Raw genomic sequence first — 21,291 nt, 5'->3', positions numbered from 1 at the left:
CGGCTCGGATCTCAGCCGAGGTCCTTGACCACACCCTGCTTGATCAGGAGACGCCGCTGCGCACGCTTGGCGACAGCCGAATCGTGGGTGACCACGATCAGGGTCAGCCCCTTCGCCCGCCACAGGCCCTCGAGCAGGTCCATGATCTCGTCACGGGTCTGCTCGTCGAGGTTCCCGGTGGGCTCATCGGCCAGCAGCACCGTGGGCTCCTTGACCAGGGCGCGGGCGATCGCGACGCGCTGCTGCTGGCCGCCGGAGAGCTCGGCGGGCAGGTGGCTGCCGCGCTCGCCGAGCCCGACGGAGTCGAGCGCCGCCGCGGCCCGCGAGATGCGCTCCGCCGTGGGAACCCCGAGCGGCGCCAGCGCGGTCTCGACGTTTTCCTGCGCGGTCAGGGTGGGGATCAGGTTGAAACCCTGGAACACGAAGCCGATCTCGCGCGCCCGGATTTCCCCCAACGGCCCCTGGCCGAGCTTGGACAGATCAGAGCTGCCCAACGCGATGGTGCCCTCGGTGGGCCGGTCGAGGGCGCCCAGCATCTGCAGCAGCGTGGACTTGCCGCCGCCGGTCGGCCCCTGGATGGCGACCATCTGCCCATCCGGAATGGACAGGGTGACCTTGTTCAGGGCCGTGACCGAGCGCTTGCCCTGATCGTATTTCTTGGTGACATTGGTCAGTTCATACATGGGAGCTCACTTCTGGTGATGGATTCGACGGTGGGGGTCACGCGATGCTGCGCAGTGCCTCGGAGGGGCTCAGGCGCGAGGCGCGCCAGCCGCCGATCGCGCCGGCGAGCAGACCGCCGAGCACGGCGAGACCGACGGCGATGAGGATGACCGACAGGGTCACCGGCACCTGCAGAACGATGTCGGAGGTGGTGGCTTCCACCATGGCCTGACCGAATCCGCCGCCACTGCCGCCGGGGCCGGCGGGGCCGCCCATGGCGGATGCCGGGTCGGTGGTGGCCGCGCCCGCGGTGAGGGTGGGAGCTGCGAGGTTGATCACCAGGATCCCGGCCAGGCCGACCGCGATACCGACGACGCCGCCGATCAGGCCCTGAACCAGGGATTCACCGGCCACCTGGCGCACGATCCGGCCGTTCGACCAGCCGATCGCCTTGAGGGTGCCGAACTCCCGGGTGCGCCGGGTGACGCCGGAGATCGTGAACAGGATGGCGATCAGGAACGCCGCCGCGAGCACGATGAGCGACAGCCAGAGGCCGAGGTTCTTCACCAGGTCGGCGGCGCTGGAGAGTGACCCTGACACGCTCGAGGCGAGGTCGGACTGGGTCTGCACCGTGGCCTCCGGCAGGGCGGTCTCGACGTCGGCCTGGATCTGCTCGATGTCGGTGGAGGACGCGGCCTGCACGTAGATGTCGGTGACCTGATCGGTCAGGCCGGACAGAGTCTGGGCGACGTCGAGCGGGATGTAGACGTTGGAGGCCGTGGCGGCATCCGCCGAGGAGGCCGTGACCAGGCCGACCACGGTGAAGTCGGTGCCCGCGATGACGACGGTGTCGCCCACGACGAGTTCGGCGGTAGTGGCGTAGTCGGCGTCGAGGACGGCGACGTTGGTGCCGGCGTCGGTGCTCTCCAGGCTGCGTCCGTCCGTGAGGCTCACGGCCGACAGGGGCCCGACGGCCTCAGCGGCCGGGTCCAGGCCCAGCACGGTGAAGGAATCGACGCTGAAGGAGCTGCCGCCGGCACCGTCGGGTCCACCGCTGGGCGCGGTTCCGCCGGCGGCGTCGTCCCCGGTCGGCGGTGTGCCGGCGGAGAAATCGGGCAGGGCTCCATCGAAGGTGGTGTTACTCAGCGACAGGGTCGCGGCGGCGGCGGAAACGTTGTCGATGCCGCCGACGGTGTCCAGCGCCGTGGCGTCGAACGCGGTGGTGCCCCGGTCGACGGAGAGCCTGGACTGGCTGACGGTGGTGGTCCCGTCGGCGGTGGCGCCGGCATCCGCTCCGAAGTCGAAGTTCGCCGGCCCGCCGGCGCCAGCTTCGCCCTCGGTGGGCGCGGCCGGGGTCTGGCTGACGGTGATGTCGGTGCCGACGCCGTAGACCGAGGCCAGCACGGTGGACTGTGCCAGCTGCACTCCGCTCGACACGGCGTTGACGATAATGACCAGGGCGATGGCGAGGGCCATGCCGATGGCGACGATGGCGGTCTGCTTGCGGCGACCCGCCAGCTCTCGTCGCAGATACGTGACAAACATCGATTCTCCAGTCCGGTGGCAGGGAGGTTCCCGCCGTTGCTTCGAAGCTAAGGAGCCCGGTTATGGCCGCACTATGGCCTGCCTATGAATTCGCCCAGAAGGCCGCAGGGTCCCGCTCTCTCAGGATCGTCGTGGGCGGCGCATAGCCGGTTCATAGGAAAGGCGGGGATACTTCGGATCATGAGCACCCGAAGCAACGAGCAGCCGACCCACGGACCGCGCCTTCGCAAGGCCGACGGCTCCCCGATCCGGGTGCTCGTCGTCGACGACGAACCCACTCTCACCGACCTGCTCTCGATGGCCCTCCGTTACGAGGGCTGGGAGGTACGCACGGCCGGGGAGGGCCGGGCCGCGCTCACCCTGGCGCGCGAGTTCCGGCCGGACGCCATCGTGCTCGACATCATGCTGCCCGACATCGATGGTCTGCAGGTGCTCCAGCGGCTGCGGGCGGATGGCTACCAAACGCCGGTGCTCTTTCTCACCGCCAAGGATTCGCTCGACGACCGCATCGCCGGTCTCACCGCCGGCGGCGACGACTACGTCACTAAGCCGTTCAGCCTGGAAGAGGTCGTCGCCAGGCTCCGCGGCCTGATCCGGCGCTCCACGATGGCCGTCTCCGACTCCAGCGACCCCCGCATCACCGTGGGCGACCTCACCCTCGACGAGGACAGCTACGAGGTGTTCCGCGCCGGCGAACAGATCGAGCTGACCGCCACCGAGTTCGAACTGCTGCGCTTCCTGATGCGCAACCCGCGCCGGGTGCTCAGCAAGGCCCAGATCCTCGACAGGGTCTGGAGCTACGACTTCGGCGGCAAGTCGTCGGTGGTGGAGATCTACATCTCCTATCTACGCAAGAAGGTGGACGCCGGTCGCGAGCCGATGATCCATACCGTGCGCGGCGCCGGTTACATGCTGAAGATCGCCTGATGAAACCCGGAGCATCCGTCGGCGACACCCCCATCATCCCGACCCGCAGCGGCCGGGCGCCCTGGACCCTGCGCCGCCGACTGGTTGTGGCCGTCGTGGGCCTGCTCGCCCTCGTCAGCCTGGTCATCGGGGTGGTGAGTGTGGCCATTCTCAGCGCCAACCTGATGGACGGCCTCGACCAGCAGGTGGAGAGTGTGGCCGAGCGCTCCAGCGTGGTCGTCGGCGGTGGACGGCCGACCGGCACCGACTTCAACGCCGGCACGCCCACGGCCAGCGAGGTCCTCAACGGGCCCTCTCAACCGCCGAGCACCCTCGCCCTGGTCTACGACGGCAGCGCCGTCACGGCGGGCTACACCGACGACACCGGTGCCGTCGTGGCTCTGAACAACGACCAGATCACCCAATTGCTCACCGAACTCGACGCCGCGGTGCAGGAGGGGCGCACGTCCGTCCCGTTCAGTGTGGACCTCGGCGGCGACGTGGGCGAGTACCGGGTCCTCGCGCAGGCCGCGCGCACCGGCGCCCTCTACCTGGTCGGTCTGCCCGTGTCCTCGGTGACCGGCACCGCCACCCAGCTGGCGCTCATCATCGCCGTCGTGTCGCTGGCCGGCCTCGTGCTGGCGGCGTTCCTCGCCACCGCGATCGTGCGTCTGGCCCTGCGTCCGCTGCAGCGGGTGACGGCCACGGCTACCCGGGTCTCCGAACTGCCGCTGGACCGCGGCGAGGTGTTGCTCGTCGACAGGGTTCCGGCCGCGGACACCGATCCGCGCACCGAGGTCGGCCGGGTGGGCTCAGCGCTGAACCGGATGCTCGACCACGTCGACATCGCCCTGGAAACCCGGCAGGCCAGCGAGAACAAGGTGCGCCAGTTCGTGGCGGATGCCAGCCACGAACTGCGCACCCCGCTCGCGTCGATCCGCGGCTACTCTGAGCTCACCCGACGCAGCGGCCAGGAACTGCCGCCCGACGCCATCCACGCTCTCGGGCGCATCGAGTCGGAGTCGGTGCGGATGACCGGTCTCGTCGAAGACCTGCTGCTGCTCGCCCGCCTGGACGAGGGCCGCGAGCTGGAACGGGAACCCGTTGACCTCACCATGCTGCTCGTCGACGTGGTCAGCGACGCCCATGCGGCCGGCCGGGACCACAGCTGGGACCTCGACCTGCCCGAAGAGCCCGTGCTGGCGGCAGGCGACGGGCCGCGCCTGCACCAGGTTTTCGCTAACCTGCTGGCCAACGCCCGCGTGCATACCGACGCGGGCACCCGGGTGCAGGTGGCGCTCGGCGTCGAGGGGCCAGACGCCGTGGTCACCGTGACCGACGACGGTCCCGGCATCCCGGAGAACCTGCAGGAGACCCTGTTCGAGAGGTTCGCCCGCGGCGACAGCTCCAGGTTCCGCGGCACCGGCGGCAGTACCGGTCTCGGCTTGGCCATCGTGCAGGCCGTGGTTCTGGCCCACGACGGCGAGGTCACGGTGCACAGTCGGCCGGGGCGCACCAGCTTCCGCGTGGCGCTGCCCCTGGCCTGACCTACGCTGTGCCGTCGGGGGAGTTCAGCCGTTTCAGCAGCAGGGCGAACTGCTGCAGGTCGGCTTCGGGCCACGCGGCCAGCCGGCCGTGCAGCAGGCTCTTGTCGCCTCCCGGCACGGCCGCCATCTTCTCCATCGCCAACGGGGTTGCCGCGAGGAACCTGGCGCGCCCGTCGGCCGGGTCCGCGGCCAGCTCGAGCAGGCCGAGGTCCTCGAGCAGCCGGGCCTGACGGCTGATCACACTGCGGTCCACCTCGAGCGACTCGGCCAGGGCGCTGGCGTGCGTGGGTCCGCAGCGTCGCAGGGTGCGCAGGATCTTGAGGCCGAACGGTTGCAGCGCCGGGTCGATGCGCAGGGCCGAGTCGCGCAGGGCGCCGCGCACGTAGGCCGCCAGTTGCATCATCTGCTCCTCGACGTCGGCCAAGGCCTCGGCGGCCTCGGTCGCGGTGTCGGGGGACAGGGCGGCCGTGACGCCGGGCTCGGCGACCGGGGGAAGCTCGCCGTGGTCGGTCATGACCATCACACTAGCGACCGGTGCTCGGGTTTTCCGACGGGTCGGCGCCGGGCTGCACGCGGATCGAGCCGGTCGGGTGGGCCAGGCCCACCGGGGTGAGGCCGGCGGCGGCAGCGCCCACTTCGATCAGCATGTCCTCGGCGTCTTCGAGTTCGCGCAGGTCGTTGTCCTCGAGGTTCTCGGGTGCTTTCTTCGCCGCCTGGGCCTTGGTCAGGGCGATGGCGGTCTGGGTGCCGAGCGACGCGTTGGGCATCAGCGCGACCATCACCAGGGTGATCACGGCCAGCGGCACACCGAGCAGGAAGACCGTACCGACGCCGGTGCCGTAGGCCGACTCGACGACGACGCGGATGGCGTCAGGCAGGGTGTTGACGTGCGGGATGACGCCGGAGCCCAGCGTCTTCACCGCGATGGCCTGGTCGGCCGGCGCGAGGGTGCCGATGCCGTCCTTGATGTTCTGGGCCACGACGGTGCCGAGCACCGAACCGAGAACCGAGACACCGATGGTGCCGCCGAGGCTGCGGAAGAACGTGACGGCGCTGGTGGCCACCCCCAGGTTGGTGACCTCGATCGAGTTCTGAACGACCAGGACCAGGTTCTGCATGACCATGCCCAGGCCCGCGCCGAGCACGAACATGAAGATGCCCACCAGGATCAGGTTGGTGTCGTACTGCAGGGTGCCGAGCAGCAGGAGTCCGGCGACGACGAGGACCGAACCGGAGACCATGACGGCCTTCCACTTGCCGGTGCGGCTGATCAGGGTGCCGAACAGCGTCGACGAGATGAGCAGGCCGCCCATCATCGGGATGGTGAGCAGGCCGGACTGGGTGGGCGTGGCCCCGCGGGCCAGCTGCATGTACTGGCTGAGGAAGACGGAGGTGCCGAACATCGACACGCCCACCGAGATGCTGGCGACGGTGGCGAGGGTGAAGGTGCGGTTCTTGAACAGCGTCAGTGGGATGATCGGCTCCGGCACCGTGAACTCGACGATCACGGCAGCGACGAGCAGCAGCGCGGCGGCGGCGACCATGACGAACGAGGTGACGGATGCCCACTCGAAGTTGTTGCCGGCCAGGGTGACCCAGATCATCAGCAGCGAGACGCCGCCGGCGATCAGCACGGCACCGAGGTAGTCGATCTTCACCACGCGCTTGACCCGCGGGGGCAGGTGCAGGGTGCGCTGCAGGAGCACGATGGCCACGATGGCGACGGGCAGGGCGATGAAGAAGTTCCAGCGCCAGCCGAAGGCATCCGTCACCACGCCGCCGAGCAGCGGGCCGCCGACGGTGCCGAGGGCCATGACGCCGCCGAACAGGCCGGCGTACTTGCCGCGGTCCCGGGGGCTGATGATGTCGGCCATGATGATCTGGCTGAGCGCGGCGAGTCCGCCGGCGCCGAGGCCCTGCAGCACGCGAAAGCCGATGAGGGTTCCGGTGTCCTGCGAGAAGCCGGCCAGTGCCGAGCCGATCACGAAGGTGGCCAGGGCCAGCTGGATGAGCAGCTTGCGGTTGAAGAGGTCGGCGAACTTGCCCCAGATGGGCGTGGACACCGTGGTGGCGAGCAGGGTGGCGGTGATGACCCAGGTATACGCGGACTGGTCACCCTTCAGGTCGGAGATGATGATCGGCAGCGAGGTGCTGACCACGGTTCCGGCGAGGATCGACACGAACATGCCCAGCAGCAGGCCGGACAGGGCCTCGAGGACCTGGCGCTTGGTCATGGAACCGTCGGCCGTGATGGCCCGGTTCGGGGGAGTGGTGGTGCGAGAACGGCGTGACATGGATCTCCAGCTAGATAATTGACAGATGTCAACTATAAATACATAGTGGACCTTTGTCAACTAGTTTGCGAAGCCGGGTGGACGTCGGCCCGATTTGCGCACCGCCTGGGAAATCCCGTATGGTGGGGAACAGCCAAAGACCGCCGGTTGTCGCTGCCCAGAAATGGAAAAGCGATCGAAGGTTCATTCACGTGAACGGCCCGCGCAGGTGTTCGAAGTTAGCCAGTCAAACTGGTCTCAGCTCCGGCGCTTGCGCTGGAGTTTTTTTCATGTCTGCGCCCCGGGCTACCGGCACATGAATATTTAGAGGAGCGCCATGGCGAACAAGGAAGCAACGGTCGCCGAGCTGCAGGAGAAATTCCAGAGCTCGACCGCCGTTCTGCTCACCGAGTACCGCGGACTCACTGTTGCGAAGCTCAAGGAGCTGCGCACGTCCATCAGTGAGGACGCCACGTACGCCGTGGTAAAGAACACGCTCACCAAGATCGCGGCCAACAACGCCGGCATCACGTCTTTCGACGAGGAGCTCGTTGGTCCGTCCGCTATCGCTTTCGTACACGGTGACCCTGTCGCCGTCGCGAAGAAGCTGCGTGCCTTTACCAAGGCAAACCCTCTCCTGGTTGTCAAGGGCGGTTACTTCGACGGTAACCCCCTGACCGCCGCAGAGGTAGGCAAGCTCGCCGACCTCGAGTCCCGTGAAGTTCTGCTCGGCAAGCTTGCCGGCGCCTTCAAGGCCTCGCTGTTCGGAGCCGCATATCTGTTCAACGCACCGCTGTCGAAGGCTGTTCGCACCATCGAAGCGCTGCGTGAAAAGCAGGAGTCCGCGAACTAGGCATCTGCCTGTACCGCGGTGAGTAACTAAGAAACTAATAGGAGAAAAATCATGGCAAAGCTTTCCACTGAAGAGCTGCTCGAGCAGTTCAAGGGCCTCACCCTCATCGAGCTCTCCGAGTTCGTCAAGGCATTCGAGGAGACCTTCGAGGTCACCGCGGCTGCACCCGTCGCCGTCGCCGGAGCCGCTGGCCCCGCCGCCGCTGCCGAAGAGGTCGAAGAGCAGAGCGCGTTCGACGTCATCCTCGACGCCGTTGGCGACAAGAAGATCCAGGTCATCAAGGTTGTGCGCGAGCTCACCAGCCTGGGCCTCGGCGAGGCCAAGGCCGTTGTCGATGGCGCGCCGAAGGCCGTCCTCGAGGGCGTTGCGAAGGAAGCTGCCGAGAAGGCAAAGGCTTCCCTCGAGGCCGCTGGCGCCACCGTCACCCTCAAGTAATCTCGCCCCGCAAGGGGTTAGTTGCTCGCACGGGCGTCGCATCCATTGGATGCGGCGCCCGCTGCCGTTAACCCGCGAACTGTGAGAAAAGCACCAAAACCCTCGAGTTTCTGGGGCTTTTCTCACGGGTCGCGGGCGATTCGGCCTGTATATGGTGGGGGGATGCCCGCAGCACTTCCTGACATCCTCGGGGACCTCGTGTCCGTCAACCACCGGCTCACCCGCGTCGCGGCCCGCGCCGCGCGCGGCACGGAATCGCCCGCTCTGTGGCGCACCCTCAGCGTGCTGCTCTCCAGCGGCCCGATCCGCCTGGGCGACCTGGCCGAGCGCAGTCGGGTCTCGCAGCCCACCGCCACCAAGCTGGTGGGCAGCCTCGTCGACCGAGGCTGGGTCGAACGCGCCGGCGACCCCGACGATGCCAGGGCCAGCCTCATCGCCAGCACCCCGGCTGGTGTCGCGGCTCTGATCGCCTGGCGCACCGAGCTGGTCGCCGCCCTGCTGCCCTACTTCGCCGACCTGCCCGGCGACGATGTCGACACCCTCGAACGCGCCGTCGCCATCCTGCGCGACAGGGTCGAGGTCAGCGAGCGGATGGCCGCACCGCACCGCGTAACGCCGCCGGACCGGATGGCGGCGCCGGGCCCGGCCTCCGAGCCCCGGTGACCGCCCATTCAGCGTGTGCGGCCGGCCCGGTTAGTGCGAGCGGTGGTCCTGGATGGTCATGCGCGGGCCGCGGCGCCCGGCGCGGTAGCCGCTGCCCAGGATGAGGCGCACCACACGCTGACGGTGTCCCGCGAAGGGTTCGAGCAGCTCGAGCATGCCGTCGTCGTCGACGGGGGATCCGGTCAGGGCCCAGCCCACCTGGGCGGCCAGGTGATAGTCGCCCACGCTCACCGAATCGGGGTCACCGTGCGAGCGTTGGGTCACCTCCGCGGCGGTCCAACGGCCGACGCCGGGCAGAGACTGCAGCCGTCGTGAGGCCGTGACGGCGTCGACGGGCCGGTCGAGGGATGCCGCCACGGCCGCAACAGAAACGGCCGTGCGTGAGCGGCGCGGATCGACGCCGGCCCGGTGCCAGTCCCACGACGGCACCAGGCGCCAGCGTTCCGGTCCGGGGGAGACCATCATCCCCGCTGGTGCGGGGCCCGGGGCCGCGTCGCCGTGCTGGCGGATGAGCCCGTACCAGGCCCGGTGGGCCTCGAGAGTGGTGACCTTCTGCTCGATGATGGCCGGGATCAGCGCCTCGAAGACCAGCCCGGAGCTGCCCAGCCAGACGCCGGGGTTGCGGCGGCGGACCTCGGCCAGAGCGCTGTGGCCGCCGAGGTCGAGTCCGGTCCAGTCGTCGTCGTCGCCCAGTAGGGCGGGCACCTGGGCGATGCACCACTCGGCGCCCGGTCCCCAGGCCTTGGCGTCGACGCCGCCGTCGGCGGCCTGCCGAAGCAGCAGGGTCGCCGGTCCGAGCGGGGTTCGTTGGGTGCGCCAGAGTCCGGCGGCATCGGTGCGGGCGGTGGGGTCGCCGCGGCCGCGACTGTGCGGGGCCATGGTGGCCGCCAGGTCGAACGGGCGCCGGGGTGCGTACCGGGTGGATGCCCGGGGCGCGGCATCCCGGTCCGTGCCGGCGCCGGCGTCGCCTGAGGGGTCGGAAATCATCCCCTCGAGGCTAACCCGTGCCGCTGACGGTCTGGGGTGACCACCCCAACTGTTGCCGCTGCGGACACTTGCGCCCGGCGTGCCGGCCGCAAATGTCCGAACGGGCAACAGTTGATGAGCCGGGTCACCGGGGTGCGCTGGTGCTGGAGCGCATGACCAGGTTGGTCGGCGCCCTGGTGAGCCCGGGTGTGACCGGCGCCGACGGCTGCTCGAGCGCACCCAGCAGGGACTCCACGGCCATCCTGGCCTGGTTCCGCGGATGCTGTTCGATGGTGGTGAGCCGGAACATCTCGGCGTACGGATGGCCGTCGATACCGATCACCGAGAGCTCGGACGGGATCAGGATGCCGAGCTCCCTGGCCGCGACGATGAGACCGAACGCGATCTCGTCGCTCGCTGCGAAGACCGCCGTCGGCCGCCGGTGCGGATTGCCGAACAGTGCCAGACCGGTCTCGTACCCCCCGGGAACCGTGAAGGCGCAGGGGGCGAAGCGGCCATCCGTGGACAGGCCGGCGGCGTGCATGGCCGTGTTGAAACCGGTGAGCCGTTTGGTGTGCACGGCGAAGTCCATCTGGTCAACCTGATCACCGCCGACATGACGGATGTCGGTGTGCCCGAGGCTGATCAGGTGTTCGGTGGCCAGGCGCGCGGCCGCGATGTCGTCGATCGCGATGGTGTGCACGCCGGGGATCTCACCGCCGATGCCCACCAGAGGACGGCCCAGCCGGTGCAGGAGCTCCACCTCGGCATCGCTGAGCTCGACGCCCACCGAGATGACACCGTCGAACCGCTTGCGGGCGAGGAAGAAATCGAAGACCCGCTCCCGTTCGGCCGAATGGGCGGGGAGGTTGTATAGCGTCATGTCGTAGCCCTCGGCGAGCAGGGACTGCTCGAGGCTCTCCAGGATCTCGGAGAAAAACCAGCGACTGATGAACGGAATGATCACGCCGATGCTCTTGGTCCGGCCGGTCACCAGGCTGGCCGCATTGGGCGAGGCGACGTAGCCGATCAGGGTGGCGGCGTCCACGACCTTCTGACGCGTTTCGTCCGACACGTAGCCCCGGCCGCTGAGCGCCCGGGAGGCCGTGGCCTTGGCGACGCCGGCCAGGCGTGCTACATCCGCGATTGCGCTCATGCCAGCCTCCCCGTCGTTGGAACCGCTCTGGCCACCATATCTCCTCGGCGGCCGGGCTGGAATCGGTTCCAGAAATTCGACACCGAAGTGTGACCGGTGTGAAGCGCCGTTGGCATGAGAGCGCGATCTTTGTCAATCTGTGACCATTTTGGGCTTGTGTCGAACGAATCTGTGCCGTACTTTGTGGTGTGGAACCGGTTCCTTGTGCAACCGTTTCCAGCACGACGAGCAGTTCCTGCAGCACCTTGGTGTTTGTCCGGGGGATCCCGGCACACCGCAACCACTCAACGAGGAGGAAGAATGCGGTCATTCCACCGCCGAATCACAGCACCCATCGCCATGGTCGCGATCGCCGGGCTGACATTGGCCGGCTGTTCCGGTGGTCCCGGCAGCACGAGCGCCGAAGCCGGAGCCGAGGGTGACGGTGTCGTCACCGTCTACGGCACCATCGCTGACACCGAGGCCGAGCTTCTCGAAGAGTCGTGGAAGGCTTGGGAAGAAGAGAACGACATCGACATCCAGTACGAGGCGTCGAAGGAATTCGAAGCTCAGATTGCCATCCGTGCTCAGGGCGGCAGCGCTCCCGACCTCGCGATCTTCCCGCAGCCCGGCCTTATGGCCGACCTCGCCAGTCGCGACTTCCTCAAGCCGGCCCCCTCGTCCGTTGAAGACAACGTCGACGAGTTCTGGTCTTCCGACTGGAAGGCGTACGGCACCGTCGGCGACACGTTCTACGGCGCTCCACTGATGGCCAGCGTCAAGGGCTTCGTCTGGTACTCCCCGGCCAAGTTCACCGAGTGGGGTGTCGAAGTTCCCGAGACCTGGGACGAGCTCCTCGCCGTGACGAAGACCATCCAGGAGAAGACCGGCACCGCCCCGTGGTGCGCCGGATTCGGCTCTGGCGACGCAACCGGCTGGCCGGGCACGGACTGGGTCGAGGACCTCGTTCTGCGTGAGGCCGGCGCTGAGACCTACGACAAGTGGGTTGCCAACGAGATTCCCTTCACGGACCCGGCGATCGCATCCGCTTTCGACTCCGTCGGCGAGATCCTGCTGAACCCGTCCTACGTCAACGCCACCTTCGGCGACGTGAGCTCGATCAACAGCATCGCGTTCGGTGACGTGGCCACGCCGCTCGCCGAGGGCACCTGCGCCCTGCACCACCAGGCATCCTTCTTCGACGGCTTCATCACGGATGCCGGCGGCGAGGTCGGTCCCGACGGTGACGTGTGGGCCTTCATCACCCCGGCCCAGGAGGCCGGCAGCCAGGCTGTCACCGGTGGTGGCGAGATTGTCGGAGCGTTCTCCGACGACGCAGACACCCAGGCCGTGCAGACGTACCTCTCGAGCGATGACTGGGCGAACAGCCGCGTCAGCCTCGGCGGGGTCATCAGCGCCAACTCGGGTCTCGACCCGGCCAACGCGCAGAGCCCGATCCTGCAGGAAGCCATCAAGATCCTCCAGGACTCGGAAACCACTTTCCGCTTTGACGCCTCCGACCTGATGCCCGGCTCCGTTGGCGCCGGCACCTTCTGGAAGGGAATGGTCAACTGGATCAATGGAGCACCGACGGCTGAGGTGCTCACGAGCATCGAAGCCGGCTGGCCCTCCAACTAGTCCGGTTCGACAACCGGCTCGTCTAACAGCCCAACCGTGCGGGTCGTCCTCTGAGGAGGGCGACCCGCACCCCCTACTGGTGTACGCGGCGGTGGTTTTTCCGCCCCACCAGCAAAACACTGTGAGTCCGCAGTCGTACTCGAGAGGTTTCACATGTCGGCATTCCTTGCCTGGCTGGCTGACTTGCCGCCCCTGGTTCAAGTCCCCATCATCATTCTCGCGTTCGCGGCCCTGGTGGCCGCGATCCTGTTCTTCGTCGAAATAGCCCCGCGCACGGGCACCGTCTACACCGTCATCCGTCTCGCCGTCTGCATCGCCGCACCCCTGCTGATCCTGGTCGCTGCCGGATCGTACTGGTGGGCCATCGCCGCGGCCGCCGTCCTCGGTGGGGTCTTCTTCATCGTCGACTACCGCTCGCGCTCCGGCGCCGGCTACCTCTTCCAACTCTTCGGCTTTCTCGCGCCGGCCATCCTGCTCCTGATCGTCGGCCTCGTCATTCCGACCATCCAGACCACGGTGCAGGCGTTCATGAACTCGCGGGGAACCGAGTTCATCGGCTTCGACAACTTCATCTGGGTGTTCACGCAACCCGAGGCCATCCGAACCGTACTCAACACGATCGTCTGGGTGCTCATCACCCCGCTCGTATCGACGATCGCCGGCCTGGCCTACGCGGTCTTCATCGACAAGAGCCGCGGCGAGAAGTACTTCAAGATCATGGTCTTCATGCCCATGGCCATCTCCTTCGTCGGGGCGTCAATCATCTGGCGCTTCATCTACACGGCGCGTCCGGCCGACCAGAATCAGATCGGCCTGCTCAACCAGATCGTGGTGTGGCTCGGCGGCAACCCCGTCGACTTCCTCGCCGTCGCACCCTGGAACACGGTCTTCCTGATCGTCGTGCTGATCTGGGTGCAAACCGGATTCGCCATGGTGGTGCTCTCCGCGGCCATCAAGGGTGTGCCGGCCGAGCAGCTGGAGGCCGCCGAACTCGACGGCACCAACGCGTGGCAGAAGTTCACCAACGTCACGGTCCCCGGCATCCGCAGCGCCCTCATCGTTGTCCTGACAACGATCTCCATCGCCTCCCTCAAGGTCTTCGACATCGTCCGGACCATGACGGCAGGCTCCAACGACACGAGCGTCATCGCGAACGAGATGTACACGCAGTTCAAGAACTTCGAGCAGGGCCGGTCCGCCGCCTTCGCCGTGATCCTGTTCCTGCTCGTCCTTCCGATCGTCGTCTACAACGCCCGCCAGATTCAGAAGCAGAGGGAAATCCGATGAGCGCGATTCTTCCGGTGGAGCTCCCCGTCGACAAGAACACCAGGAACCAGCTCCGCCGCGGCGAACGCCGCGGGGAGTTCACCGCGGCCAAGCGCACCAAGAAGCGGTTGACCAGCCGGGGCGCCACCATCGCGGCGCTCGTGATCGCTGTGCTCTGGACGGTGCCCACCTTCGGTCTCTTCGTCTCCTCGTTCCGCCCGGCCCAGGAGGTGCGCACCACCGGATGGTGGACGCTCTTCTCGAACTGGGGCCTCACCCTGGACAACTACAGCGAGGTGCTCCAGGCCGGCAACAGCCAGCTGAACCTGGCCGGCGCGTTCATCAACTCGATCGCGATCACCCTGCCGGCCACGCTGCTGCCCCTGATCATCGCCAGCCTCGCCGCCTACGCGTTCGCCTGGATCAACTTCCGCGGCAAGAACGTGCTGTTCATCGCGGTTTTCGCGCTGCAGATCGTTCCGCTGCAGATGGCCCTGGTGCCGCTTCTGCAGTTCTTCTCGCGGGGTGAGATCTTCGGCTTCCCGGTGGTCTCCTCGATCAGTGACGCCGGCGGCTATTCGCAGGTGTGGATCGCACACACGATGTTCGCTCTGCCGCTGGCCATCTATCTGCTGCACAACTTCGTGTCTGAGATCCCCGCCGACGTCATCGAGGCGGCGCGGGTCGACGGCGCCGGTCACGGGCAGATCTTCTTCCGGATCGTGCTGCCGCTGACCATGCCGGCGATCGCATCCTTCGCCATTTTCCAGTTCCTCTGGGTCTGGAACGACCTGCTCGTGGCGCTGATCTTCGCGGATGGCGCGGTGGCGCCGATGACCAAGCTGCTGGCCGAGATCACCGGTAGCCGGGGCCAGGACTGGCACCTGCTCACGGCGGGCGCTTTCATCTCGATCCTGGTTCCACTGATCGTCTTCTTCAGCCTGCAGCGCTACTTCGTGCGTGGCCTGCTGGCAGGTTCCACGAAGGGCTAGCCTCCGCACGTGGCCGGGCCGGCACTGGACTCGGCTGCGACGGACCGGTCCCGGATTTCCGGGGCCGGTCCGCTGTCTTAGAGTGAGACCATGAGCGGATCGCACGGCGGGGGCGGACGTCCCCCTGAAGAGTTTCGGGGGCGCCGCAACCGCGTGAGCGGTGACGACCCGGCCGCCCAGAAGGCGCAGAACGCCGAAGCGCCCGAGATTCCCAACCTGTTCGGCCGCATCCGGGCCCTGTTCGCCCCGCACGCCCGGAAACTCACCGTCACCGTCATCCTGGTGCTGATCTCCGCGGCACTGTCGGTGCTGCCGCCGCTGCTGATCCAGCGCGCGTTCGACGAGGGCCTGTTCCCGCCCTCCGGCGGCCCGGACCTACAGCGGCTGACCGTGCTGGTGGCGCTGATGATCGCGGCCTATCTCACCACCGCGCTGCTGGGCGTCTGGCAGACCTGGCTCACCGCCACGGTGGGCAACTCGGTGATGGGTGAACTGCGAGTGCGGCTGTTCACCCACCTGCAGGCGATGGAGCTGAGCTTCTTCACCCGCACCAAGACCGGCGTGATCCAGTCCAGGCTGCAGAACGATGTCGGCGGAGTGGCGAGCGTGCTCACCAACACCGTCTCCAGCGTGCTCGGCAACGCCGTCACGGTGATCGCCGCGTTCGTGGCGATGCTGCTGCTCAACTGGCAGCTGACGATCGTGGCCCTGATCCTGATGCCGATCCTGGTCTTCGCACAGCGCCGGGTGGGCCGGGTCCGGGCCCGCATCGCGGGCAAGACCCAGGAGTCCCTCTCCGACATGACCGCGATCACCCAGGAGACCCTGAGCGTGTCGGGCATCCTGCTGTCCAAGAGCTTCACCCGGCAGAAGGCCGAGATCGCCCGGTACGCGCACGAGAACGACAACCAGGTGCACCTGCAGGTCAGCCAGCAGATGAGCGGCCAGTGGTTCTTCGCCATGGTCAGCATCTTCCTGTCCAGCATCCCGGCCATCGTCTACCTGGTCGCCGGCCTGTTGCTCACGAACGGTGCCACCGACATCACCGCGGGCACCGTCGTGGCCTTCACCACGGTGCAGGCGCGGCTGCTCTTCCCTTTGCTGGGGCTGATGCGGGTGGCCCTGGACCTGCAGACCTCCAGCGCACTCTTCGCGCGCATCTTCCAGTACCTCGACCTCACCCCCGCCATCAGCGACGCTCCCGGTGCCCGACCGGTACCCGCGGTCACCGGTCGGGTGCAGTTCGACGCCGTCACCTTCGCCTACCCGGATGCCGCCGCCGACGCCCGGCCGACCCTCGACGCGGTCTCGTTCACGATCGAACCCGGCGCGTTCGCCGCCTTCGTCGGGCCCAGCGGCGCGGGCAAGACCACGGTGTCGTACCTGATCCCGCGCTTCTACGAGGCGACGGGCGGCCGGGTGCTGTTCTCCGGGGTCGACGTGCGTGACCTCGAGCAGGAGTCGCTGGTCTCCCACATCGGCATCGTCAGCCAGGAAACCTACCTCTTCCACGCGACCATCGCCGAGAACCTCCGGTACGCCAAACCCGAGGCCACGGATGCCGAGCTCGAGATCGCCGCCCGGGCCGCGAACATCCACAACACCATCGCGTCGTTCCCGGACGGCTATGACACCGTCGTCGGTGAGCGGGGCTACCGGCTCTCCGGCGGCGAAAAACAGCGGGTCGCGATCGCCCGGGTGCTGCTGAAGGACCCCGAGGTGTTGATCCTCGACGAGGCGACCAGCGCGCTGGACGCGATCTCCGAGCGGGTGGTGCAGGCCGCCCTCGATACCGCTTCGCGTGGGCGCACGACCATCGCGATCGCCCACCGCTTGTCGACGATTGTGACCGCCGACGTGATCTTCGTCATCGACCACGGTCGGGTCGTCGAGGCCGGCACCCACCAGGAGTTGCTCGCCGAGGGCGGCACCTACGCATCCCTCTACGCCGAGCAGACCCCCGTGCAGGCTCGCGAGCTGTGAGATAAGCCCCGAAAAACTCGAGTTTCTGGTGCTGAGGTCACGGGTCGCGGTCGGCGAGCATGGACTCCATGAGGGTGATTTCGGCCTCCTGGGAGATGATCACCGAGTTCGCAAAACCGAGCACCGAGGTGTTGTCGGCACGATCTTGCACCGACTCGGCCATTTCGACGGCGCCCAGGTGGTGGGCGATCATCAGGGTGAGGAACCGACGCTCGGCGTCGACTCCCGTCGCCGCGGTGAGGTCGGCGATCTGCTCGTCGGTGGCGAGCCCGGGCATCGGGGCGCCCGGGGTGTGGGTTCCCTCGGTGTGCGCGTGAGAGGTGTCCGACCGGCCGGGCCGGGTCATCCAGGTCATCGAGGGTTCGGGGCCGGCCTGGGACAGGTCCCACTCGGTGAGCCAGCCGTAGAGCTGGCCGGCCTGCTGCGCCTGGGTCGTGGCGATGTCGTAGCCGAGCAGGCGCACATCCGCCGCCTCGGTGCGGTCGCGGATGATCATGGCCAGTTCGACCCCCTGCAGGTGGTGCACCTGCATGTCGCGCGCAAAACCGGCCTCGGCGCTGGTCGATGTGGGCGTGGGATTGTCGATGGTGCTCAGCCGGCCGACGGAGAAGCCGACCAGGCCGATCGCGACGCCCGCAATCGCGGCCGTGACGACCAGCGCGGCACGCCGGGCCGAGCTACGCCTTTCCGGGGGCATCGTAGGCGCCGGTGCAGAGCGCGCCGGGTTCGGGAACGTTGTTGCTCTTCCAGTGCTCTTCGAAGAACGCGGCGATGCGCTCATCGTCGGCCGAGTCGACCTGCAGCTGCACGTTCCAGCCGCTCACCACGATGGGGGCGGGCAGGCCGTCGAACGGCGAGAGGATCACGTAGGTGGACGGGAGCGCCTGCTTGAGCGTGGCCAGCTCGTCATCGGAGATGGCGGGGTCGTAGGTCACCCAGAGGGCACCGTGCTCGAGGGAGTGCACGGCGTTCTCGTTCGGCACGGGTTCGGTGTAGACGCCGCAGTTCAGCCAGGTGGGATTGTGGTCGCCGCCGGCGGGCGGGGTCTGCGGGTACGAGACGGGGGTCTCCACGTGCAACGAGGCGTTCTCGAACGTTTCCACACCGTCGATGTCGGCTCCGTCGCCACCGGCGGAGTAGCTCGCGCTCTGCGGGGTGAGCACGATCGAGGTGATCAGCAGGCCGATGACCGCGACGGCGACGGTGATCCCGCTGATCAGGCCGATGCGCCGGTTGCGGGCGCTGCGTTTCTGATCGCGGTGGTACTGCTCGAGCTTCTGGGCGCGCTGCGCCGCCCGTTGCTGCTTGACGCCGGGCTTCGGCGACGACGATCCGGATGTGCCGGTGGGCGGGGCAGGGGTCACGAGGGGCCTCTTTCGTTTTGCTGTGCACTTATTCGAACGCATGCACCGGTGCGTGGGCTTCCTCGGTTTGTGATCTCACAGATGCTTCACAGGCTGGCCGCGCCTCCCGGGCGGCGACTAGAGTGAAGGAGTGATCACCCTGACGTCGTGTCCCTGTTGCTGCTTTCGCTAGCCGACCCGCACACTCACACTCTCGGTACCAGGACCGCCCACCCAGGCCGGCGGCCACGCCTGCATCGTCCCGCGACACGTCGATCGACGTAAGGATCCCATCATGAAAATCGCTGACACCATTCTCGACCTCATCGGCAACACGCCGCTGGTCAAGCTGCACAAGGTCACGGAGGGCGTGTCCGCCACCGTGCTGGTCAAGCTCGAATACCTCAACCCCGGCGGGTCCGCGAAGGACCGCATCGCGACCCGCATCATCGACGCCGCCGAGCGCGACGGGCAACTGCTGCCGGGCGGCACCATCGTCGAGCCGACCTCCGGCAACACCGGCGTCGGCCTGGCCCTGGTGGCCCAGCAACGCGGCTACAAGTGCGTCTTCGTGCTGCCGGACAAGGTGGGCGAGGACAAGCGCAATGTTCTCACCGCCTACGGCGCCGAGATCGTCGTGACACCGACATCCGTCGCCCCCGACGACCCCGAGTCCTACTACAGCGTGTCGGACCGCCTCGCCCGCGAGATCCCCGGCGCCTTCAAGCCCAACCAGTACGCCAACCCGAACGGACCGCTCAGCCACTACGAGTCCACCGGACCGGAGATCTGGCGCGACACCGACGGAACGGTCACCCACTTCGTCGCCGGCGTCGGCACCGGCGGCACCATCACCGGAACCGGCCGCTACCTGCGGGAGGTGTCGAACGACGCCGTGCGCATCATCGGCGCCGACCCCGAGGGATCGGTCTACTCCGGCGGCACCGGTCGGCCCTACCTCGTCGAGGGCGTCGGCGAGGACTTCTGGCCGGGTGCGTACGACCCGGCCGTTCCGCACGAGATCATCGCGGTCTCCGACGTCGACTCCTTCGCCATGACCCGCCGTCTCGCCCTCGAAGAGGGCATCCTGGTCGGCGGCTCGAGCGGCATGGCGGTCGTCGCCGCGCTGCGGGCCGCCAAGGACCTGCCCGCCGAAGCCGTCGTGGTCGTGCTGTTGCCCGACGGCGGCCGCGGCTACCTGGGCAAGATCTTCAACGACGGCTGGATGCGGAGTTACGGCTTCTCGAATGCGCCCGCCGGTCACACCGTCGCCGACCTGCTGCACTCCAAGACCGGCACCCTCCCGGCGTTCGTCTATGTGCACCCGAACGACACCGTGCGCGACGCCATCGAGACCATGACCTCGGCGAGCGTGTCACAGCTGCTCGTCCTGACGGCCAAGCCGCCCGTCGTGATGGGCGAGGTTGTCGGTGCGCTCGACGAGCGCAGCCTGATGGGCCGGGTGTTCTCCGGCGAAGCCCAGCTCACCGACAAGGTCGGCTCGATCGTGGGCGACGCCCTGCAATTGATCGGCGTGAACGAGCCCGTCGGTTCGGCGCGCGCCGCGTTCGCCGAACACGATGCGCTGCTCGTCACCGACGGCGGCAAGCCGCTCGGCGTGATCACCCGGCACGACCTCCTCACCTACCTCAGCGTCTGAAAGCGATAACACCATGAGCCAGTCCGAGAACCAGAAGTTCAACACGATCGCCATCCACGCCGGTCAGGAGTTCGACCCGACCACCGGCGCCGTCATCCCGCCGATCTACCAGACCTCCACCTACGTGCAGGACGGCATCGGGGGACTGCGCGGCGGCTACGAGTACAGCCGCGGCGGCAACCCCACCCGCACGTCACTGGAAACCATGCTCGCCGCACTCGAGGGCGGCCGGCATGGCCTGTCGTTCGCCAGCGGCCTCGCCGCCGAGGACAGCCTGCTGCGCGCGGTCCTTGTTCCGGGTGATCACGTGGTGCTCGGCAATGACGTCTACGGCGGCACGCACCGGCTGATCAACCGGGTGCACGGCGCCTGGGGTGTGCGCAACACGACGGTGGAGATGAGCGACCTGGCCGCTGTCGAGGCCGCGATCCTCCCCGGCGAAACGAAGATCCTCTGGGTGGAGACGCCGAGCAACCCGCTGATGAAGATCAGCGACATCGCCGGCCTCGTCGAGATCGGTCACCGGCACGGCGTGCTCGTGGTCGTGGACAACACCTTCGCGTCCCCCGCCCTGCAGCAGCCCCTCGCCCTCGGCGCCGACGTCGTCGTGCACTCCACCACCAAGTACCTCGGCGGACACTCCGACGTCATCGGCGGCGGCCTGGTCATCAACGACGACGAGCTCGCTGAGAAGGTCAAGTTCATCCAGTTCGCGGCCGGCCCGGTGTCCGCCCCGCTGGACGCCTGGCTCACCGTGCGCGGCATCAAGACCCTCGCAGTGCGGATGGACCGGCACAGCAGCAACGCACTCACCATCGCCCGGTACCTCCAGACCCACCCGGCAATCGAGAAGGTCTACTACCCGGGCCTGGAAAGCCACCCCGGCCACGAGCTGGCCAAGGCGCAGATGCGTGCCTTCGGCGGCATGCTCTCCCTGGCGTTCCGCGGCGGAGAGGCAGCGGCCCGGCGGTTCGCCGAGTCGATGCACCTGTTCCAGCTGGCCGAGTCGCTCGGTGGCGTGGAATCGCTGGTGAACTACCCGTCCGAGATGACCCACGCCTCGGTGCGCGGCACCGAGCTCGAGGTGGCCACCAACATCGTGCGCCTGTCGGTGGGCATCGAGGACATCGACGACCTGCTGGCCGACCTCGCGCAGGCCCTGCCGAGCGCCTGAGGGTTTCGCCGGGCGGCGCCGAGGCGGTACGCGGTCACCCCGGGGTGGCGGGAAGTCGATGAACCATGTCAGTTCTGCCATTGGCGGGGCTGCGCGCATCGGGCACACTGGGGCCACGGGAGCGGTTTTTGCTCCCATCCAGGCCTTCTTCCCCGGCAAAGTCAAGTGGTGGATGCAACGGGTCGGGTTTCTAGGCTGCGGTGAGCAGTTCGGCGAGGCGTTGGGTTGGGGTAGCCATGTTGAGCGTGG

At 67.8% G+C, this 21,291-nt stretch carries 20 protein-coding genes; 12 read left to right on the top strand and 8 right to left on the bottom strand.

Features of this window, described 5'->3' with window-relative positions; translation table 11 throughout:
• Positions 1-11: 11 nt before the first annotated feature.
• Both RCH12_RS03175 and RCH12_RS03170 read right to left on the bottom strand, forming a co-directional pair.
• Positions 12-683 (bottom strand): ABC transporter ATP-binding protein, encoded by a 672-nt coding sequence (locus RCH12_RS03175; protein WP_327016020.1) that lies wholly within the window; start codon positions 681-683, stop codon positions 12-14.
• A 37-nt stretch (positions 684-720) separates the two neighbouring features.
• Positions 721-2,208 carry an ABC transporter permease gene (locus tag RCH12_RS03170; RefSeq protein WP_103432678.1) on the bottom strand — a complete coding sequence of 496 codons (1,488 nt, stop codon included), beginning with the start codon at positions 2,206-2,208 and terminating at the stop codon, positions 721-723.
• Positions 2,209-2,388: 180 nt separating this feature from the next.
• Between RCH12_RS03170 and RCH12_RS03165 the strand changes: the two genes are divergently transcribed.
• Both RCH12_RS03165 and RCH12_RS03160 read left to right on the top strand, forming a co-directional pair.
• The gene (locus RCH12_RS03165; protein WP_103432677.1) at positions 2,389-3,135 is read left to right on the top strand and encodes a response regulator transcription factor; all 747 of its coding nucleotides are present in this window, start codon (positions 2,389-2,391) and stop codon (positions 3,133-3,135) included.
• Positions 3,135-4,661 (top strand): sensor histidine kinase, encoded by a 1,527-nt coding sequence (locus RCH12_RS03160; RefSeq protein WP_327016019.1) that lies wholly within the window; start codon positions 3,135-3,137, stop codon positions 4,659-4,661. The genes RCH12_RS03165 and RCH12_RS03160 overlap by 1 nt, the downstream gene beginning before the upstream one ends.
• A gap of 1 nt (position 4,662) precedes the next feature.
• Here the strand turns inward: RCH12_RS03160 and RCH12_RS03155 are convergent, their stop codons facing one another.
• Positions 4,663-5,175 (bottom strand): MarR family winged helix-turn-helix transcriptional regulator, encoded by a 513-nt coding sequence (locus RCH12_RS03155; protein WP_327016018.1) that lies wholly within the window; start codon positions 5,173-5,175, stop codon positions 4,663-4,665.
• A 10-nt stretch (positions 5,176-5,185) separates the two neighbouring features.
• Positions 5,186-6,955: an MDR family MFS transporter gene (locus RCH12_RS03150; RefSeq protein ID WP_442784552.1), complete on the bottom strand. Its 1,770-nt coding sequence runs from the start codon at positions 6,953-6,955 to the stop codon at positions 5,186-5,188.
• 316 nt (positions 6,956-7,271) lie between these two features.
• Between RCH12_RS03150 and rplJ the strand changes: the two genes are divergently transcribed.
• The 3 genes from rplJ to RCH12_RS03135 all read left to right on the top strand — a co-directional run bounded on the left by rplJ (position 7,272) and on the right by RCH12_RS03135 (position 8,885).
• Complete coding sequence (rplJ, locus tag RCH12_RS03145; RefSeq protein ID WP_088455040.1) at positions 7,272-7,787, top strand: 50S ribosomal protein L10; 516 nt, start codon at positions 7,272-7,274, stop codon at positions 7,785-7,787.
• Positions 7,788-7,838: 51 nt separating this feature from the next.
• On the top strand, positions 7,839-8,222 hold the full coding sequence (rplL, locus tag RCH12_RS03140; RefSeq protein ID WP_066592329.1) for a 50S ribosomal protein L7/L12: 384 nt from the start codon (positions 7,839-7,841) through the stop codon (positions 8,220-8,222).
• Between the two features lie 162 nt (positions 8,223-8,384).
• On the top strand, positions 8,385-8,885 hold the full coding sequence (locus RCH12_RS03135) for a MarR family winged helix-turn-helix transcriptional regulator (RefSeq protein WP_327016017.1): 501 nt from the start codon (positions 8,385-8,387) through the stop codon (positions 8,883-8,885).
• A gap of 30 nt (positions 8,886-8,915) precedes the next feature.
• On the opposite strand, the gene RCH12_RS03130 is transcribed toward RCH12_RS03135, so the two are convergent.
• Both RCH12_RS03130 and RCH12_RS03125 read right to left on the bottom strand, forming a co-directional pair.
• Positions 8,916-9,872, bottom strand: coding sequence for a DNA-3-methyladenine glycosylase family protein (locus tag RCH12_RS03130; RefSeq protein WP_327016016.1), 957 nt, complete (start codon positions 9,870-9,872; stop codon positions 8,916-8,918).
• A gap of 124 nt (positions 9,873-9,996) precedes the next feature.
• Entirely contained in the window at positions 9,997-11,007 is a 1,011-nt protein-coding gene (locus RCH12_RS03125; protein ID WP_327016015.1) for a LacI family DNA-binding transcriptional regulator, read from the bottom strand.
• A 300-nt stretch (positions 11,008-11,307) separates the two neighbouring features.
• Between RCH12_RS03125 and RCH12_RS03120 the strand changes: the two genes are divergently transcribed.
• From RCH12_RS03120 to RCH12_RS03105, 4 genes are all read left to right on the top strand, one after another.
• Positions 11,308-12,624, top strand: a complete 1,317-nt coding sequence (locus RCH12_RS03120) for an ABC transporter substrate-binding protein (RefSeq protein ID WP_327016014.1) — start codon at positions 11,308-11,310, stop codon at positions 12,622-12,624.
• 153 nt (positions 12,625-12,777) lie between these two features.
• Positions 12,778-13,911: a carbohydrate ABC transporter permease gene (locus tag RCH12_RS03115; protein WP_103432669.1), complete on the top strand. Its 1,134-nt coding sequence runs from the start codon at positions 12,778-12,780 to the stop codon at positions 13,909-13,911.
• Entirely contained in the window at positions 13,908-14,882 is a 975-nt protein-coding gene (locus RCH12_RS03110; protein WP_103432668.1) for a carbohydrate ABC transporter permease, read from the top strand. Before RCH12_RS03115 ends, RCH12_RS03110 begins: the two co-directional genes overlap by 4 nt.
• Before the next feature lie 90 nt (positions 14,883-14,972).
• Positions 14,973-16,865 carry an ABC transporter ATP-binding protein gene (locus tag RCH12_RS03105; protein WP_103432667.1) on the top strand — a complete coding sequence of 631 codons (1,893 nt, stop codon included), beginning with the start codon at positions 14,973-14,975 and terminating at the stop codon, positions 16,863-16,865.
• A gap of 37 nt (positions 16,866-16,902) precedes the next feature.
• On the opposite strand, the gene RCH12_RS03100 is transcribed toward RCH12_RS03105, so the two are convergent.
• Together RCH12_RS03100 and RCH12_RS03095 are read right to left on the bottom strand one after the other, a co-directional pair.
• A complete protein-coding gene (locus RCH12_RS03100) occupies positions 16,903-17,562 on the bottom strand; it encodes a DUF305 domain-containing protein (RefSeq protein ID WP_327016013.1) in 660 nt (219 codons plus the stop codon).
• Positions 17,543-18,229: a DUF3105 domain-containing protein gene (locus RCH12_RS03095; protein WP_103460509.1), complete on the bottom strand. Its 687-nt coding sequence runs from the start codon at positions 18,227-18,229 to the stop codon at positions 17,543-17,545. Before RCH12_RS03095 ends, RCH12_RS03100 begins: the two co-directional genes overlap by 20 nt.
• 274 nt (positions 18,230-18,503) lie before the next feature.
• On the opposite strand from RCH12_RS03095, the gene RCH12_RS03090 reads away from it, so the two are divergent.
• The 3 genes from RCH12_RS03090 to RCH12_RS03080 form a co-directional block, all read left to right on the top strand.
• Positions 18,504-19,868: a cystathionine beta-synthase gene (locus RCH12_RS03090; protein WP_327016012.1), complete on the top strand. Its 1,365-nt coding sequence runs from the start codon at positions 18,504-18,506 to the stop codon at positions 19,866-19,868.
• 13 nt (positions 19,869-19,881) lie between these two features.
• Complete coding sequence (locus tag RCH12_RS03085; protein WP_103432663.1) at positions 19,882-21,042, top strand: cystathionine gamma-synthase; 1,161 nt, start codon at positions 19,882-19,884, stop codon at positions 21,040-21,042.
• Between the two features lie 58 nt (positions 21,043-21,100).
• The coding region (locus tag RCH12_RS03080; RefSeq protein ID WP_327016011.1) for a hypothetical protein at positions 21,101-21,291 on the top strand (191 nt) is incomplete at its 3' end.

It is taken from the genome of Cryobacterium sp. MP_3.1 (assembly GCF_035984795.1).
Lineage (GTDB): Bacteria > Actinomycetota > Actinomycetes > Actinomycetales > Microbacteriaceae > Cryobacterium > Cryobacterium zongtaii.
Note: the sequence above shows the minus strand (reverse complement) of the source record. Positions and strands in the feature narration are given on the sequence as shown.